The sequence below is a fragment of the Schleiferilactobacillus harbinensis DSM 16991 genome (assembly GCF_000425885.1).
GTDB lineage: Bacteria > Bacillota > Bacilli > Lactobacillales > Lactobacillaceae > Schleiferilactobacillus > Schleiferilactobacillus harbinensis.
In genome coordinates, this window is record NZ_AUEH01000014.1 from 25,337 (window position 1) to 42,295 (window position 16,959).

The 16,959-nt window shown below is 54.1% G+C and carries 17 protein-coding genes; all 17 read right to left on the bottom strand.

Going from position 1 to position 16,959, the window contains the following annotated elements:
* Positions 1-37 precede the first annotated feature (37 nt).
* Positions 38-577, bottom strand: coding sequence for a CvpA family protein (locus H627_RS0105850; protein WP_027828183.1), 540 nt, complete (start codon positions 575-577; stop codon positions 38-40).
* An 11-nt stretch (positions 578-588) separates the two neighbouring features.
* Positions 589-873 carry a cell division protein ZapA gene (locus H627_RS0105855; RefSeq protein WP_027828184.1) on the bottom strand — a complete coding sequence of 95 codons (285 nt, stop codon included), beginning with the start codon at positions 871-873 and terminating at the stop codon, positions 589-591.
* Positions 874-1,023: 150 nt separating this feature from the next.
* Positions 1,024-1,359, bottom strand: a complete 336-nt coding sequence (locus tag H627_RS0105860) for a DUF1292 domain-containing protein (RefSeq protein WP_027828185.1) — start codon at positions 1,357-1,359, stop codon at positions 1,024-1,026.
* A gap of 11 nt (positions 1,360-1,370) precedes the next feature.
* Complete coding sequence (ruvX, locus tag H627_RS0105865; protein WP_027828186.1) at positions 1,371-1,811, bottom strand: Holliday junction resolvase RuvX; 441 nt, start codon at positions 1,809-1,811, stop codon at positions 1,371-1,373.
* Complete coding sequence (locus tag H627_RS0105870; RefSeq protein ID WP_027828187.1) at positions 1,811-2,071, bottom strand: IreB family regulatory phosphoprotein; 261 nt, start codon at positions 2,069-2,071, stop codon at positions 1,811-1,813. Before H627_RS0105870 ends, ruvX begins: the two co-directional genes overlap by 1 nt.
* Before the next feature lie 111 nt (positions 2,072-2,182).
* Positions 2,183-4,846: an alanine--tRNA ligase gene (gene alaS / locus H627_RS0105875; protein ID WP_027828188.1), complete on the bottom strand. Its 2,664-nt coding sequence runs from the start codon at positions 4,844-4,846 to the stop codon at positions 2,183-2,185.
* Between the two features lie 261 nt (positions 4,847-5,107).
* Positions 5,108-5,806 (bottom strand): glycerophosphodiester phosphodiesterase, encoded by a 699-nt coding sequence (locus H627_RS0105880; protein WP_027828189.1) that lies wholly within the window; start codon positions 5,804-5,806, stop codon positions 5,108-5,110.
* A gap of 122 nt (positions 5,807-5,928) precedes the next feature.
* Positions 5,929-6,933, bottom strand: coding sequence for a hypothetical protein (locus H627_RS0105885; RefSeq protein WP_027828190.1), 1,005 nt, complete (start codon positions 6,931-6,933; stop codon positions 5,929-5,931).
* Positions 6,930-8,249 (bottom strand): DEAD/DEAH box helicase, encoded by a 1,320-nt coding sequence (locus H627_RS0105890; protein WP_027828191.1) that lies wholly within the window; start codon positions 8,247-8,249, stop codon positions 6,930-6,932. The genes H627_RS0105885 and H627_RS0105890 overlap by 4 nt, the downstream gene beginning before the upstream one ends.
* A gap of 31 nt (positions 8,250-8,280) precedes the next feature.
* Positions 8,281-9,243 (bottom strand): DHH family phosphoesterase, encoded by a 963-nt coding sequence (locus H627_RS0105895; RefSeq protein ID WP_027828192.1) that lies wholly within the window; start codon positions 9,241-9,243, stop codon positions 8,281-8,283.
* Positions 9,244-10,551: a DRTGG domain-containing protein gene (locus H627_RS0105900; RefSeq protein ID WP_027828193.1), complete on the bottom strand. Its 1,308-nt coding sequence runs from the start codon at positions 10,549-10,551 to the stop codon at positions 9,244-9,246.
* A 41-nt stretch (positions 10,552-10,592) separates the two neighbouring features.
* A complete protein-coding gene (gene dinB, locus H627_RS0105905; RefSeq protein ID WP_051225217.1) occupies positions 10,593-11,711 on the bottom strand; it encodes a DNA polymerase IV in 1,119 nt (372 codons plus the stop codon).
* A 73-nt stretch (positions 11,712-11,784) separates the two neighbouring features.
* A complete protein-coding gene (zwf, locus tag H627_RS0105910) occupies positions 11,785-13,263 on the bottom strand; it encodes a glucose-6-phosphate dehydrogenase (RefSeq protein ID WP_027828195.1) in 1,479 nt (492 codons plus the stop codon).
* Positions 13,264-13,282: 19 nt separating this feature from the next.
* Entirely contained in the window at positions 13,283-13,966 is a 684-nt protein-coding gene (locus H627_RS0105915; protein ID WP_027828196.1) for a hypothetical protein, read from the bottom strand.
* 64 nt (positions 13,967-14,030) lie between these two features.
* Positions 14,031-14,489 carry a hypothetical protein gene (locus H627_RS0105920; protein WP_027828197.1) on the bottom strand — a complete coding sequence of 153 codons (459 nt, stop codon included), beginning with the start codon at positions 14,487-14,489 and terminating at the stop codon, positions 14,031-14,033.
* An 84-nt stretch (positions 14,490-14,573) separates the two neighbouring features.
* On the bottom strand, positions 14,574-15,764 hold the full coding sequence (locus H627_RS0105925; protein WP_027828198.1) for an acetate/propionate family kinase: 1,191 nt from the start codon (positions 15,762-15,764) through the stop codon (positions 14,574-14,576).
* A 67-nt stretch (positions 15,765-15,831) separates the two neighbouring features.
* Entirely contained in the window at positions 15,832-16,857 is a 1,026-nt protein-coding gene (locus tag H627_RS0105930) for a class I SAM-dependent methyltransferase (RefSeq protein ID WP_027828199.1), read from the bottom strand.
* Positions 16,858-16,959 lie beyond the last annotated feature (102 nt).

Genomic DNA, 16,959 nt, shown 5'->3' on the forward strand with positions numbered 1-16,959 from the left:
CTGGTCGCAGTCCTTCTTCTCGATACAATTAATTAATCTAAGCGCTCAAAACCCACCAGTGCAAAAACACCTGGGACAGACCGGGCGTGACCATCATCATGCGCGCCATCCAGGAATTCGCCAATGCATGCTGCATCCCGTCGATGGGAATCAGCGCGACAAAATAAATGGCCATAAACACGGCCATGTATTGGCAAATAAAACCCAGCAGCATCCCGCCAACACTGTTCAAGGCATCGGTGACCGGCATAAATTGCATTGGCGTGAACCAAAGCATCACAATATGCACGATCAGCCAGCCAATCACGAAAATCAGCAGAAAAGCACAGGCGTTGTAATAAGGCTGATCCAAATCCAAACCGCTGGTTGTGGTGAAGAAAGCAAAGAAACTGTTCATAGTAGCGGACGGATACGGCACCCATAAATCAAGATGGGGACCGAGTGCCCGGTATCCCAAAAGGGCCGCGATCAGCGCAATAAAATAACCCACTGTATACATTCCTTGCAGGTAAATACCGCGCCGAGCACCGCCATAGATGCCGTATAACAGGATCAAGATAACTACCAAACTCAACATGAAAACAGCCACTACTCCTGGTCTTGGGGGTGCGCCGCGCTGCTGTCGGGGTCCGCCAAGCGGGCCTGCAGTGCTTTGACCTCTTCCTTCAATTTGATGGAATCTGAAATCGTATTAAAAGCCAATAAAATAGCCGCGTCCGTTTCCGTCAACTGCGGTGCCAGAGACTTGATCTGGTCCAGCTGGGTATTCAGGACTGCCGTTACGGTCGCCATGAACTCGTCGCTGCCGGGACCGACGATCGTATACGTCTTTTTGCCAATCGTTGCTTTGTAGCGTCGCTTATCGTCAGCCACAGGGAAACCTCCAATTTATCAATCACATTAGACACCAGTTTACCATAACTGCGGTATCAGCGAAAGAAATCGCGTGAACCAGGCAGCTGCTGCCCCCAGTCCACGCGATCCCTTACCGTCTCTTAGCCAACTGATCGTTGGCCGTGCCGGTTATTCGTCGTCTTCATCGTCCTCGTTGTCGGCCATGAAGGTATTCAGCACTTCTTCGACCATGTCCCACTCGGCGTCATCCTCTATTGGGTACAGATCACCCGCAGTAGCATAGCCATCCTCGTCCGGAGTGAAAGAGAACGCCTGAATCTCGATCTCTTCATCGGCCTTGGCCCCCGCCGGATAAAGCAAGACGTAAGACTTGCCGTAATCTTCAGAATCAAAGGTGAACAAGACTTCAAATAACTCTTCGTTCCCTTGATCGTCGACTAACGTGATTTGCCGTTGGTCATCAGCGAAACTATCGCCATTGTGAATGTGGTTTTTATCTGCCATGGTGTACTCCTCTACTGTACCGACTTGGTCAACTTGCCGCCGGCATCCAAGTAGTTCTGTAAGATCAGAACTGCTGCGACTTTATCGACTACCTGCTTGCGTTTCTTCCGGGATGCATCTGCACCTTCAATCAGCATCCGGTTGGCTTCGACCGTAGTCAGGCGCTCGTCAATAAAATCGACGGGCAAATGAAACCGATCGGTCAAATACTGGCCATATGCTTTGGACTTCTTGGCCCGTTCACCGATGGAATTGTTCATGTTCTTCGGAAAGCCCAGAACAAACCCGGTGACTTCGTACTGATCGACCAGTTCGGCCACCCGGTCCAGCCCGAACTGATGCTGATGCTCGTCAATGGAAATAATTTCGACTCCCTGAGCTGTCCAGCCCAAGGGATCGCTGACGGCGACGCCGACAGTCTTTGATCCCACGTCTAAACCCATCAAGCGCATTACTTCAGCTCTTGATGGAGATACGTGCGTACCAGTTCTTCGATGATTTCGTCGCGCTCATGTTTGCCAATGAGCGTCCGTGCATCGTTATAGCGGGGAATGTACGCCGGGTCGCCGGAAAGTAAATAACCAACGATCTGATTGATCGGGTTGTATCCCTTTTCTTCCAGCGCTTTGTAAACGGTTTGCAAGGTTTCCCGGACATTCTTGCTTTGATCCTCCGCGAAACTAAAATGCATTGTTTTATCGAGTGAACTCATAAGGCACCCCTCTTTTCGAAAACCTAGACCGGGCTAAACCCAATCATAAATCACCAACTATTCTAACGAATTGAGCATGAAAACACAACCTTCAGGCACTGGCCTAAATCATCAAGCCTGGCCTAATGCCGCTTTGACAGCGGTTAACGCCTCATTAATTTTTTCTGGTTGTTTGCCGCCGGCTTGGGCCATGTCCGGTCGGCCACCGCCGCCACCGCCAACGATCGGCGCAATGGCTTTGATCAAATTGCCAGCTTTAACGCCCTGCTTTTGGGCTTTGTCATTGGCGGCGGCAATCAAGTTGGCTTTGCCGTTCGCAGCGGTCGCCAGGACCAGAACATCGGACGCATCCTTGCTCTTCCACTGATCCACCATTTGCCGCAGCGCATTCATACCGTCAACCTTCACTTGGGCCGTAATCACTTGCAGACCATTGATGGTTTCGGCACTGTCGAAAACAGAATTGGCCTGCGCCGCTGCCATCTTCGCCTGGAGCGCCGTCAGCTCTTTGTCGGTGCGCTTCAAGTCCTTTTGCAACTGACTAACCCGTTCCGGGGTATCCTGGACTTGATTGGCCTTGACGATTTGAGCCGTCTGATTCAGGAGCTGCATCTGCTGATCGACGTAAGCCACGGCGGCTTTCGACGTGACTGCTTCGATCCGCCGTACACCGGCCCCAATTGCAGATTCGGACGTGATCTTGAACAAACCGATCTCGGCAGTATTCTTGACATGCGTGCCGCCGCACAATTCAATCGACCAGTCGCCGATATTCACGACCCGTACCCGGTCACCGTATTTATCGGTGAACAGCGCAATGGCACCCATCTTCTGGGCAGTAGCCAGATCCGTGACTGTCGTCTTGACCGGAATTTCAGCATAAATCTTAGCGTTCACTGTATCTTCCAGCTGCTGCAATTCTGCCGGGGTGACTTGGCCTTGATGATTGAAATCAAAGCGTAGGTAATCGGGTTCCACTAGGGATCCTGCTTGATGCGTGTGGGCCCCCAGAACTTCCCGCAACGCTTGGTCCAGCAAATGGGTCGCCGTATGGTTCTTGCGCACCGCCAAGCGGAACGTCCGATTTACTTTCAGCGTATACGTCTGGTGTGCTTCAAGATTGCCCAAAACGTCAACGAAGTGAATGTTTTGACCATTCGGCGCGTGCTGTACATCAGTGACCTTGGCCACTGCGTTGCCATCCGCGTCTTCAATGGTCCCGTGATCGGCCACTTGGCCGCCCATTTCGGCGTAGAACGGGGTCTTATCGAATAACAGTTCCGCTTTGCCGCTGGTGACGGCGTCGACTTCCTTGTCGATTGACTGGTCGCCATCAGTCGTCTTGACAATCAGGTGGGTCAGTGTGGCGCCGGTGGTCGTCAATTCATCGTACCCGGTGAACTCGCTCTCGTCCTTAATATCCATCAAGAGCTTGTTCTGGGAACCCATGGAATTAACGTCTTTCCGCGCCGAGCGAGCCCGATCCTTCTGGGCCTGCATGGCGGCCTTAAAGCCTTTCATGTCCACGGACAGGCCTTCATCCGCCGCGGACTCCACAGTCAGTTCCACTGGGAAGCCATAGGTATCAAACAGCTTGAAGGCATCGGCGCCGGGGAAGACTTTTTCACCAGCCTTTTGCAGGTCCGCAATGCGGCCGTCCAGAATATCTAAGCCGTCATTCAGCGTCGCCTGGAACCGCTCCTCTTCACCCTTGATGATGTGGGCGATGAAGTCCTTTTGGGCCAGAGGCTCCGGATAGTAGCTCTTCATGATCTCACCCACGACCGGCACCAGCTGGTACAGGAACGGCTTGTCGATGCCCAGTTTCTTGCCGTTCAAGACAGCCCGGCGAATCAACCGGCGTAACACATAGCCGCGGCCTTCATTGGATGGCATCGCGCCATCGCCGATGGCAAAGGTGACTGCCCGGGCGTGATCCGCGATGATTTTGAAGCTGACGTCGTGGTTGTTGTCCACGCCGTACTTTTTACCGCTGAGCGTTTCCGCTTCACGGATCATCGGCATGAACAGATCCGTCTCGAAGTTTGTCGGCGCATCCTGGAAAATCGATACGACCCGTTCCAGACCCATGCCGGTATCGATGTTTTTATGGGGCTGTTCAACATAGCGGCCATCGGGCAGATGGTTGAATTCAGAAAAGACAATGTTCCAAATCTCCAAATAGCGTTCGTTCTCACCACCGGGATAATTTTCTGGATCGTCTTCCGCGACATTGTTGTAGTGCTGACCGCGGTCGTAGAAAATTTCGGAGTCCGGACCGCTGGGGCCGCCGCCGATATCCCAGAAGTTATCTTCGGCCAAAACCAAATGATCTTTCTTGACGCCGGCCTCCTGCCATAATTTGTAAGTTTCTGTATCCTTCGGGTACACCGTCATGTACAGCCGATCCGGTTCAAAGCCAAACCATTTCGGATCCGTCAGCAGTTCCCAAGCCCAGGGAATGACTTCTTTTTTGAAATAATCGCCGACGGAGAAGTTTCCCAGCATTTCAAAGAATGTCTGGTGCCGGGCGGTTTTCCCAACATTCTCAATATCATTCGTGCGGATACTCTTCTGGGCGTTGGTGATTCGCGGATTCTTCGGGATCACGGTCCCGTCGAAATACTTCTTCAACGTGGCGACCCCGGAATTGATCCATAATAGCGTCGGGTCGTCCTTCGGGATCAGCGACGCAGAGGGCTCTACGTCGTGCCCCTTGGATTGCCAAAAGTCCAGGAACGTTTGCCGTACTTGGGCACTGCTCATTTCTTTCATCAGTTGACTGCCTCTTTCTTGCCGGTAAAAAAACATCATCGCATTCAAGGGCGCTTGCACGCGGTACCACCTTGATTGCAATGATGTTTATCATTACCACTTTGATTGATTAAATTAGTGATCGGTGACGATCAGCGGGTAGCACAGACCGTTCCGCGGCACCCCTCGCACCAGCCGGGGCTTCTCTGCAGCAGCGGGACACGGTCTGTATGTCCCAAACAAATTTGAGTATACCACGGGAAAAAGCCCCGTGCAACGCTGTTATGCCGTCTGCTTGCTGGTTTGCAGCTGGCGGACGTCTTGCGCTTCCTCAAACTTATCGGTGATGATGGCGACGACTTTTGGCGCCCGGAACAGCGCCCGCATCTGCCACGGATCGTTGACAGTCCAGATCCGTTCCGGCAGCTGGCTGGGCGTTTCCATCTTTTCCAAATGCAAGGCCGATAAAATATTTTGAACCGGTGCGACTTTCTCCGGGGTCGCTTCTTTGGCCAGCAGTGCCACAGGTTGTTCAGGGGCGATTTCGTGCAGCGCGACTAGACTATCCGGGTTAAACGACGAGTAGACGACCTCGTCGGTCCGCCCAGCTGTCGCGACTGCCCGCTGGGTCTCGGCTTCAATGCCAGGGTAGCGAACTTTGCCGGTCTTAAATTCAATGTTGATTTGGCCGTGCCAATTGCCCAGCGCATCCAGAAACTGGGCCAAGGTAGGAATCGATTCCCCGTTAGCTTGATGCCACGACTGCAGCTCAGCCAAGGTCATGTCTTTCACATAGCCGCTGCCATCGGTCGTGCGATCGATAGTTTCATCATGGATAATGACTAAGTGGCCGTCACTAGTGCGCTGTACATCAGTTTCAATACCGTCAATGTGGTGGGCACAGACATACTGGAAACCCTGAAGACTGTTTTCTGCGAAGCGGGCGGGATAACCGCGGTGACCAAAAATCAATGTTTGCATAAAGAAATAACTCCTCTTAGAAATGACCATAGCCTTGAAAAATCAGCAACCTTCGATTTCACAGAGTACGATACTCCTTTTTTGTCACGTTGACGACTGATTTTTGTCAAAAAGTGGTAAAGCTACCGGTCATCGTCGTCAAACGAGACCCGGATCACCTGATGATAGACTTGCTGGGGCAAAGGCAGATCGCCAAAACCGGGCAGCCGGCCGCTGTCATAGAAGGCCGAAAACGGCAGTTGTGCTTCCACTTTTTTCTGCCCGCCAGAGACTGGCCAACCGCCTCGCCAGGTCAGCGAATCCGTGGTCATCTCCGCTGTGTATTGACGTGCACTGAAGCGAATGCCGAAGCGGTTGGGAATCACCGGCGGCAGGTCGGTCAGCCCCTGAGCGCCCCATGGGAACAGCGTTGTTTGACCGCCGCTGACCACGTATTCGTACTCATCTGGGGCCAAGACAGAAAATCCCTGACGCGCCAAGGTCTGGGTCAAAACCATGGGCGGCAGTGCCTCCGCGACGCGCAGCTGATATTCACCCAGCACGGCGGTGGGCACGAAATAAATACTCATTTCCGGGGTGACGATCGCCCGGGGGGCTTGGCGCAACTGGCTGCCCACAGTTTGGCGGATCTTCTTAAACGTCACGACATCCCCTGAAAAATCATCAGTCCCGGGCGTGTAAAGCCCGACACTGCGCTGATCAATGGGCAAAGGCTGCTGAGCCACGAGCAGCGGCGGAATGTCCGCTGTCCGCGGAGCGGTGGTAAAATCAGTCAAATACCGCTCCCGCTGGCCATTGGTGGTCAACGCCATGGCCGGTAAATCCGGATGTTCCAAGACTGCACTGCCGTCATCCCATAACTGGGGCGTCAGCACTTCTTGCCCGGTCACCTGATAGCCTAGCTGAGCCTGGAGCTGACCGGGCACAAAGATGTAACGCTGGCCGGCAATCATCACCGTTTGGGAGGCAAAGTTTTTCCCCTGAACGGTGATGCACACCGGCGCGATTTCAGTCGTGGGCAGCAGCGGATTGACGAAGTACCGCAGGATTTGAGTAAACAGCAAATGCTGTTGTTCCCCCGTTAACTGCTCCCAGGTCGGCCGATTCAACTGCTGAGGATTCATCATTTGCGCCGCTGCTCCCTTCGTGCGATCTTCCGTTTCCGCCGGGCATCCACTTTGATTGCCTTGCGGATCTTATTCTTATATCCGGGCATGCGCTTCTTCTTTTCCTTGGCCACCATGCCCTTGATACTGGGGTCAATGGCCTGGGCGACACCCTGCCGATCCCGGCGGCGGTTGCGGTCATTAGCCGCCACCAGTTCGCCGTCCTTCAATTCTTCCGGTACGAAACTGATGCCTAAGCCTTCGATTTGGGCCACTTGCTGTTCCTGCTCCGGATCATAAAGAGAAATGGCGGTACCTGCCAAGCCGTTTCGGCCGGTCCGGCCCACGCGATGGATAAAGAATTCCGGGTCCTTGGGGAAGTCATCGTTGATCACCAGCGATACGCCCGGAACATCGATTCCCCGGGCCGCCAAATCAGTGGCGACAACATACTGATACTGCAAGTCGCGGACTTCCTTCATTGTCCGCCGTCGTTCCCGCGGGGGAATATCCCCATGGATCTTAGCGACTTTCAATCCCTGTTTTTGCAGATAATCATAGAGTTCATCGACCCGCTCTTTCGTGTTGGCAAAAACCAGCGCCAAAAACGGTTGGCCGATATGCAATAAGGTATTGATGATCCGGTTGTGATCCCGGCCCTTGGTGGCCAGCAGGATATTCTTGATGGTTGGGGAAATCACTGACTTTAAGGCCACCCGCACCATCTCCGGACTGTGCATGTACTTGCGCAAAAACGGCTGCAGCTTTTCTGGAATCGTCGCCGAGAAAACCAGCATCTGTAATTTGGTCGGCATCGCCGAGGCGATATGGTCGATATCGGTCAAAAAGCCCATGTCCAGAGACATGTCGGCCTCATCGACAACAAAATACTGCGTGGTCTGCACCTGCAGCACATGACTGGTCACGAGATCTGCCAACCGGCCGGGGGTCCCGATAACCAGCTGGGGCTGGCGGTGTTCGATTTTCTCCACCAGCCGCTCCTTATCGGTACCGCCCACAGCGAGCAAAATTCGGGTTTGGGGCTCCTGGCGGCTGACGAGTTGTTCCGCCGCGTCCTTCAGCTGCTCCGCCAATTCCCGACTCGGGGCGGTGATGACCGCCTGAACGGTGTGTTCCGCCGTTTGAATACCAGCCAGAATTGGTAACAGGAAAGCATGGGTCTTGCCGCTGCCGGTCTCTGCTTGACCCACGACATCCTTGCCCGCCAGGATGGGCGGTAAAAGTGCCTCTTGGGCATCCGTCGGCGTGGTGAAGTGAATCGCGGTCAGTGCCTGATTTAAGAAATCAGGGAAATTATATTGAGCGAATGTGCTCATCTAGTGAAAACTCCTCTCCAGACCCGAGCGTTTAGTCGTGCCAAGCGGCCACGAGGGTCTGCAACTGCTGAATCATGGTGTCGATTTCTGCCTGGTCTTTGGCCTTGGCCCCGCTGGCCAGCGGATGACCGCCGCCGTCGTGGGCTTTAGCCAATTCATTGATCACCGGTCCTTTAGAACGCAAATGTACGCGATAGGGTCCAGCGGGGTTTTCCACGAACTCCAACCACGCCTTGACGTCCCGCAGGCGGCCAGGGGTGGAGACGGCGGCCGAGGCATCATCATTGCTGATACCTAATTCCTTTAACGCCGCCTGGGGAATGATCACCCAGGCTGCCCCGTGGTCATCCACCTGCAAATGGTTGAACACATAGCTCTGCAGCCTGGCCTGGCCTAAATTAATTTCGTTCATCCGCTGGGAAACATCTGCCGGGGAAAAGTCATAGGTCACGAGTTCACTGACCGCTCGGAATGTCTTGCTCGTGGTTGCCGGATATAAGAAGCGGCCGGTATCGCCGACGATGCCGGCGTAGAGCAGCCGGGCAGCGGCGCCGTTCAACTTGAGCAGGCCGTGGCCGGCGTGGAACAAATCCACAATGATTTCCGAACAGCTGGACGCATCAACGTCCACATAAGTGATATCCCCGTAAGGATCATCATTGGGATGGTGATCGATCTTAATCAAGGCTTTCCCAGTGCTGAAGCGCTGATCGCAGATTCGGGGGGTATTGGCAGTGTCAGTCACGATCACCAGAGCGTTTTGATACACGTCATCGGCCACCGTATCCATCGTGTTCAGCCAGCCCAGATTGCCAATATCCGCACCCACGGCATAGACTTTTTTTTCTGGGAAGGACAGCTTCAGCATCTCCGCCAGACCGCCCTGGGACCCGATCGCGTCGGGGTCCGGATGCTCGTGGCGATGAATGATGATCGTATCGTACGCTTGGATCGTCTTGATAATTTCCGTCAATCTTGCTTCATTAACAGCCATTTATTCTTCCTCCAGTATTTGACACACCACGAACGCCTTGGCACTGAGCACGTGTTCCGCGCTCACGGTAATTTCCAGCTTGGCCGAGCGCCGGCCCAGATCCAGTAATTCCGGCACGATTTGGACGCGATGTTCCAATTGAATCAATTTTAAATAATTGACCGTGATCTGTTCGATCAGCGATCGTTTTTGATAATTATGTTTTAAGAAATCCTGGGCGACATCCGTGATCATTTCGGACAAGACGCCAACCGCGATGGTCCCCAGTGAGTTGGTCATCTGGGGAGTAACGATCGTCTGCCAGCGGCGATTGTCTTCGTTGGTCCGCAAACTCGTATGGATCGCATCAAAAAACGTGTCGCTGCCCTCGCTCTGATGACCCGGGGTGGGCAGATTGCGCATGACATCCGTCCGGGTGACAATCCCCAAGAGTCGAAACTCCGCGTCTACCACAGGAATCATTTCAATGCTGTTCCAGGCCATCAAGTGGGAAACCGAAGCAACGCTCATTTCTTTGCGCACCGTGACCGGATTCTTAGTCATCACTCGGTCCAGCGTGGTTTCCGCCAACGCCGTGAGCAGATCTTTCGCGGTAATCACCCCGACCACCCGCATGTCGCGAGCAACCACCGGGAAGCGGGAATGCTTCACCGCCTTGGCCAGCTGGCGATAGCGGGATACCGTTTCGTCTTGCCGGAGATAAGCAGTTTGGGCGATGGGCACATAGGCATCGGCCACCGTGACGATTTCTTTCTTAATTTGCTGATCAGAAATCGCCCGGTTGATGATCGTGGCCACTGTGAAACTGTCGTAGTTTGAGCCGATCAAGGGCAGCGCCGCCTTGTCAGCGGCGGCGACCACCGCCGGACTGGCGGTGAATCCGCCAGTGATCAATACCCCGGCTCCGTTGCCCAGGGCCATCAGCTGCGCGTCCTCTCGGTTGCCGACGATGAGCATCGCCCCTGGGGTGATATAATCGCGCATCGCATCGGTGGTCATTGCCCCAATCACGAAGCGGTCCAGCCGATGCTGCAACCCAGTTTCCCCGCCAAACAGCGTGCCGTCAATGATTCGCAAAATATCACCGAAGGTCAGGTTTTTGATGTCCCCGCGAATGGTTTTTTCCACGCGAATCGTCCCGACTCGGGGCACCGTCGCGACCAGCCCCTCGGTTTCTGCTGACTTGATTGCCCGGTAAGCCGTTCCCTCGGAGACCCCCATCTGGCGAGCTACGCTGCGTACCGATATTTTTTGACCAATATCAGTATCCGCGATATATTGGATAATTTTTTCGTGTTTTGTTGCCACTGCCACCCCATCCATTTCTGAGAATCAGTATACCATAGGTGCTAGTCAAACACGGGCAGCGTGAGGTTCTCCATGGTCACCGGCACGAGACTGGAGACCGTGACGCCCAGCAAGCGAACACCGTTAGCCAGGATAGCAGCGCCATATTTTTGCCAGAGCTGCAGGGCAACGCTGGTAATCAGCTGGGCATCCTGGGTCGGTTCCTTCAGCGTCACCCGCTTGGTTTCTGTATTAAACTCCCCGTCCCGCATCTTTAACGTCACCGTGCTGCCCTTGCGCTGCTTGCTTTGCAGCAGTGCCGCCACTTCCTGAGCCAACGTCGTGATCCGGCGCGTGCTGGCTTCATCCGAGGTCAGAAAAGGCGCAAAAGTGCGCTCCTTGCCAATCGACTTGCGTTCCCGGGCATAGGCCACCGGCCGGTCGTCAACACCGCGAATGCGGCGATACAACATATAACCGAATTTACCAAAAGCATCGGTGAGTTGGGTCAGCGTCAGCTGGCGCAGCTCCGCCCCGGTGGTAATGCCCATCGCCAACAAACGCGGTGCAGTCTTCTCCCCGACCCCCTGAAACTTGCGAATCGGCAGGCGGTCCAGAAATACCGGAGCTGCCGCCGGCGTGATGATCGTACGGCCGAAAGGCTTATTAAAGTCTGACGCCAGTTTGGCCAAATACTTATTATACGAAATTCCCACCGAACAGGTCAGCCGAGTCTCCTGGCGAATCGTGCGTTGCAGATAGGCCGCCGCTCGCACCGTCTGTGGCCATTCCGGGAACCGGGCGCCCACGTCCAAATACGCCTCATCCAAGGCCAAGGGTTCGATGAAGGGGGTGACCCGATGCATGATTTGGTGCACCTGAGCAGACACACTGCGGTATAACGGAAAATTGGGCGGCTGCCAAATGACCGGCTCCCCGGCCAGGAGCTGAGCCGCCTGATTGGCCGGCATCGCCGAGTGAACGCCGAAAGACCGGGCGACATAGTTGGCGGTGGTGACCACTCCCTTGCCGTGGGTTTCCCGGGGGTTGCGCGCGATCACCAGCGGCCGGCCAACAAATTCAGGATGCTCCCGTTCCTCCACCGAAGCATAGAAGGCATCCATGTCGAGGTGAATGATGCGGCGGTCGTTGTGTTGAATAATCGGTAATCGGCCTAGCATGGCTGCTCTCCTTTCTCGCTAGCAGCGGAAAAAACGCGGGGCCACCCCGTGGAGCGCACCTCGCGTTTTGATCCTATTTCGTCGTGTCGCCCTGCCAGATCCACTGCCGGTGATCCCGGGCCAGCAGATCATCTGCTTGTTGCGGCCCCATGGTCCCGCTGTTGTAAAAGGCTAAGGCGTCTGCTTTGTCATTGTCCCAAACAGTCCGAATGGCATCAATGAAGTGCCAGCTGGCCGCCAATTCCGCCCAGTGGGTGAAGGTGAGCTTATTGCCGTCCAGAATGTTCAGCATTAACCGCTGATAGGCTTCCGGTGCTTTGGCTAATTCGTCCTGATCCAACGCGTGGTCCAGCTTGAACGGACTCACGGCATCGCTGGTGCCGATTTCCTTACCGTTCAAAGTCAGGTGCATCCCGGTTTCTGGTTCAATGATCAGAGTTAAGACGTTGGCCCCAACCGGTGCATCATTGATCGTCGGCAAAATATTGTCGCTGGTCGGCTTGAAGACAATATCGATCCGAGATTGCTTGGCCTTCAGCCGCTTGCCGGTGCGGATATAAATCGGCACCCCGCGCCAACGATCGTTGTCGATGTCCACCCGGCCGGCCACGTAAGTTTCCACTGTGGAATCGGACGCGATATTGTCCTCTTCCCGGTAAGACAGCCCAATATCATCCCCGCCAAGATATTGACCGCGAACAAATTTGTCGTGCACTTGAGTCGGCGTATACGGTTTGATGGCAGACAATACCGCGCGCTTCGCTGCGTGAATCGATGCCGCATCGTATCTCGCCGGTTTCTCCATCGTCAGCATGGCAATGATTTGGAAAATATGGTTCTGGACCATATCCCGCAGGGCACCGGCGGTCTCATAATACCCGGCACGCTCTTCGACACCAATATCTTCGGCCAAAGTGATTTGAATATTATCGATGAAGTCCTTGGACCAAGCATGGCCCAGCAGTGGATTGGCAAAGCGCAACGGCATGATGTCCTGCACCATTTCTTTACCCAAGTAGTGATCGATCCGATAAATTTGTTCCTCGGAAAAAGCTTGGGAAATATCATCGTTCAATTGCTTCGCGGTGGCAAAATCCCGACCGAAAGGCTTCTCCACGATCAAGCGATTGAACCCTTTGTCAGACAGCAGCTGCTCGGATTTGACACGTTCCGCAATGGTCGCGAAGAACCGCGGGGCCATCGCCATGTAAAAGACCCGATTACCGTCTAAGGCATATTGCTTGTCCAGCTTTTCCGCCAAATCCCGCAACGTGACATAATGGGCAGCGTCGGTCACATCGTGGGACTGATAGTAGAAATGCTCCGCAAATTCAGTCTTTTGATGCGCTGACCCCGGCGCTCCCACCAGCGACTGCTTAATGATGTCGTGGTAATGGTCGTCGGTCCAGGGGCGCCGCGCGGTACCGATCACGGCGAAATGCTTAGCCAGCCGGCCCTGATAATACAGACCGTACAGCGCTGGATAAAGCTTACGCTGGGCCAAGTCGCCCGACCCGCCAAAAATGATGAATAATGCCCGTTTTTCAGTCATGTTCAACCTCTTTTTCTATCTATACGTATAGATTGATATCGGCCTCGCGGTATCGCCGCTGAGCCCCTTCTCTTTGATTATAGTACAAGCCGGTCACGTGGTCTGACAGCCGCACGCTGAACTCTGGATTCGTCGGCCGATGCGCCACCATGTCCAGAAACCGTGGAACATCGAAGTTTTGCCCAAAAACAATCGCAAATGCCTCGGCCTGGTGAATCGGCAAATAGAGATACACGCTCAGGCTGCGCTGGGAATGGCGTGTTTGGTTAATGGTGAACCCGGCCTTGCGGATCCGCCGCTGCCATTGAATGATGGGGCCGATAGCCGCCTGCATCCGGCGCAGGGCGTCGTCAATATCCCACAACTCATGGGTCGCATCAAAAATCGCATCAGTGGGATAATCCCGTAAGTAATCGTGGAAAAAGCTGGGGGCTGTGGCATGTTTTTGGTAATAGCCCCGCCCCTGCTCGTGATCAATGAGCCGCTGCAGCACGACCAGTTGGTCCTGCCGTTTCTGGGCCAGCCGGGCAAAGGCGGGGAATTCACCCGCGCCCTGCTCAGCCAAAATTTCTTCCGTCCGTTCATCGATCAGCTGCTGGACAAATTGCAGATCTTCCAACTGCGCATGGGCCACGTACTGGCGCATGCGATCAGCGGATACGATCTGGCCCACATCCTGTAATCGCCGGCGATGTCTTGCCATCACGCATCACCTCTATCTAAAGTAGTCACTTACTATTGTATAGAGAACGTGGGTTTGCTGCAAGTCACTGGTTTTCCGGTGCTTTAGTCAACCGTTTGATTTGCGGTGCCTGGGTGCTGAGCAGCGCTGTGATTTGGTCAGCGGTTGCCAGCAAATGCAATGTAGTGACCCGCACGCTGCCGCCGTAAAACGTTGCAGCGACCGTGTCATTTTCCGGTACCAGCAGATAACCGGTCAGTCCGCTATAAGCCCGGGTCGCCAGCATACCGTTGATCACAGCAAAGTCGGCCAAGCCCTGGCGCCAGAGGGTCAAAAGAATCAGCACGGCGGCGACAAACAATCCGCTGATCAGATATTCCTGACTGGTATGCTGCCAAAACGGCACCACCAGCATGACCAAGGCCACCACCCACAAGAGTATTGTAAACCACCAGCGGCGTTTTGCTTTAATGCGCAGAGCCCGTCGTTCGATGACGACCACGATGGTCAAAGCGACCATGATCACACAATATAACAAAGTCATGGCGGCACCTCGCTTTCTAAAACAGAAACCCTTCGAAAAAGGCTTAGATGCCTTCTTCTCAGGGTTCCAAAAGGGTTTGAGCAATTAATCCAACTGGGCCACGCGGACAGTATCCCGGGCAATCATTAATTCTTCGTTGGTCGGGACCAGCATGACCTTGACCTTGGAATCATCAGTGGAAATCAAGCGTTCCTTGGCCATGACGTCATTACGTTCCGGATCAATCTTCGCACCCATATAATTGAGCTTGTTGACGATCCGCGCCCGCATCTTGATATCGCCTTCGCCAATGCCGGCGGTGAAGACCAGAACATCCAGGCCGCCCATGATGGCGGTGTAAGACCCGATGTACTTAATGATTCGGTTGACAAAGATATCAATGGCCAGCTTGGATTGCGGCCGGATATCGATGGTTTGTTCCAGTTGGCGCATATCCGGAGACAGTTCAGAAAGCCCGAGAATACCAGACTTCGTGTTCAAGATATCCACCATCTGGTTAGGATCCGTGATATTCAATTTGCCCATCAGATAAGCGACCAGGGACGCATCAATATCGCCCGAGCGAGTGGACATCGTTACCCCGGCCAGCGGCGTGAAGCCCATGGACGTATCCAGAGACTTACCATCTTTAATGGCGGTGACCGAAACCCCGCTGCCCATGTGCAGCGTGATCATCTTCAGCGACCTCAAATCTGCATGGAGCAGTTCAGCTGCCCGCGCAGAAACGTACCGATGGCTGGTCCCGTGGGCGCCATACTTGCGGGCACCGTATTTGCGGTAGTATTCCATGGGAATACTATACAGGTAATTCTCCTGAGGCATGGTGGAATGGAACGCCGTGTCAAACACGCCCACCTGGGGCACATTCGGCAGCAGCTTGGCAAACGCCTCAATGCCGCCGGCTTCAGCCGGGTTATGTAGCGGCGCAAAATCCGCAAAATCCTTGACCTTTTGGATATTCTCCGGTGTCATCAGCGCCGAATGCTCAAATGTTTCGCCCCCAGCAACGATCCGATGACCGATGCCTTGAATTTCGTCAAAGCTGCCGATAATTTTGCGATCGATCAGCGTAGCCATCAATTTTTTGACCGCCTCTTCAGCGTTCTTGATGTCGCCCACTTCTTTGGTTTTTTCGCCATTGAATTTTACTGTAAAAACCGAGTCGCCCAGACCCATCCGGTCCAGCATACCTTCCGCAATCACATGCTCTGCGGGCATATCATACAGCTTCCACTTTAAAGTTGAGCTGCCCGTGTTCACCGCCAAAATTTTCATTGATGTTTAACCTGCTTTCATCATGAGCTGATTCCAGCATACGCTAAAATCGCTTACTTGGGTAAGATTAATGATTGGTCTTGATGTTATCTTTGCGCCAATCGCGTACGTTTTGGAAGAATTCCGCAATGCCCCGGTGGTCGTCCGGATTAGGGATCCCTGCCAGCAGGATCTGTTTTGCCTGCTGAGCCGCGCCGCCGTGTTTTTGCAGCACAAGGATCGATTTTGCCACGTTCTCATCCTGGAACAAGCCCTTGGGCAATTCCAGCAGCGCTTGAATATACGTCTGCTGGGCCATCCAAGCGGTCAAGCCCCGGGCTTCCTTCGAATTAAATAGCGCCGTGGGAATAATGAAGAAGCCGAAACCGCCATCCTGAACGTAATGCATACCTTGTTCGATAAACAAGTGGTGGGCAAAGGAATGGCCCTCTTCAGCTCGAGTGGCAAAGTCTTTTGCGACGTCGTCCAATGGATAATACCCCACTGGCGGCTCGTTGACGACCATGTCGACCGGCGGAACGACTAATGGCGCAATACCGTCTTGGTGGAACCATTCCACTGACTCGTTCAATTGCCGTGCAAAGGCATCGGCCACGGCCAGCAAGTCTTCATTGTTGTCCACCCCATAGCCGTGCCGGTGGGCGTCCCCGGCCAGCGGCAGCTGCCGCATTACGGTGAGCAGCAGATTGCCGGTGCCGACACTGGGGTCCAAGATCGTGGTGCTGGGCGCACCAGCCAAAATCACGTCCGCAACGGTCGCCACCAGAGTGCCGATCGCCTCTGGTGTAATCATCAAATTGGCGTCAACCTTTGCTTCCCGCATTCCCTTGACGATCGTTAATTGGATCGCTGTTTGCGTTGCCGTCAACCCCACTGCTGCTTTAGCCGCTTTGAACCGGTCCCCCAGTGCAGTTAATTGGGCAATGGCGGCTGCAGTCGGCGCCCCATTTTCCACGTGAATCTCGTTATTATTAAGGTTCGCCAACTCTTCTGGCAGCGCCGCCCAATAAGAGACCCGCAAGTCATCGCTGAGGGTCGTGATCGCCTCGTCCAAAGGTGCAAAAACCTGTTGTACTGTGTCTGCCTCTGCCAATTTGATCTCCTTCCAAAAAACAAAAATACACGAATAATTGTAACATTATCCGTGCATTTGACCAACTGGTATTTTACTTGTGAGATGCCGGCCTATTGGGAA

What these genes read in the sequence shown, in the direction of transcription:
- H627_RS0105895 (WP_027828192.1), bottom strand. Translation starts at nt 9,243, where the DNA reads ATGGCTGTTAATGAAGCAAGATTGACGGAAATTATCAAGACGATCCAA.
- H627_RS0105880 (WP_027828189.1), bottom strand. Translation starts at nt 5,806, where the DNA reads ATGCAAACATTGATTTTTGGTCACCGCGGTTATCCCGCCCGCTTCGCA.
- H627_RS0105870 (WP_027828187.1), bottom strand. Translation starts at nt 2,071, where the DNA reads ATGAGTTCACTCGATAAAACAATGCATTTTAGTTTCGCGGAGGATCAA.
- H627_RS0105920 (WP_027828197.1), bottom strand. Translation starts at nt 14,489, where the DNA reads ATGACTTTGTTATATTGTGTGATCATGGTCGCTTTGACCATCGTGGTC.
- H627_RS0105850 (WP_027828183.1), bottom strand. Translation starts at nt 577, where the DNA reads ATGTTGAGTTTGGTAGTTATCTTGATCCTGTTATACGGCATCTATGGC.
- H627_RS0105890 (WP_027828191.1), bottom strand. Translation starts at nt 8,249, where the DNA reads ATGAGCACATTCGCTCAATATAATTTCCCTGATTTCTTAAATCAGGCA.
- dinB (WP_051225217.1), bottom strand. Translation starts at nt 11,711, where the DNA reads ATGCTAGGCCGATTACCGATTATTCAACACAACGACCGCCGCATCATT.
- H627_RS0105885 (WP_027828190.1), bottom strand. Translation starts at nt 6,933, where the DNA reads ATGATGAATCCTCAGCAGTTGAATCGGCCGACCTGGGAGCAGTTAACG.
- ruvX (WP_027828186.1), bottom strand. Translation starts at nt 1,811, where the DNA reads ATGCGCTTGATGGGTTTAGACGTGGGATCAAAGACTGTCGGCGTCGCC.
- alaS (WP_027828188.1), bottom strand. Translation starts at nt 4,846, where the DNA reads ATGAAAGAAATGAGCAGTGCCCAAGTACGGCAAACGTTCCTGGACTTT.
- H627_RS0105925 (WP_027828198.1), bottom strand. Translation starts at nt 15,764, where the DNA reads ATGAAAATTTTGGCGGTGAACACGGGCAGCTCAACTTTAAAGTGGAAG.
- zwf (WP_027828195.1), bottom strand. Translation starts at nt 13,263, where the DNA reads ATGACTGAAAAACGGGCATTATTCATCATTTTTGGCGGGTCGGGCGAC.
- H627_RS0105860 (WP_027828185.1), bottom strand. Translation starts at nt 1,359, where the DNA reads ATGGCAGATAAAAACCACATTCACAATGGCGATAGTTTCGCTGATGAC.
- H627_RS0105915 (WP_027828196.1), bottom strand. Translation starts at nt 13,966, where the DNA reads ATGGCAAGACATCGCCGGCGATTACAGGATGTGGGCCAGATCGTATCC.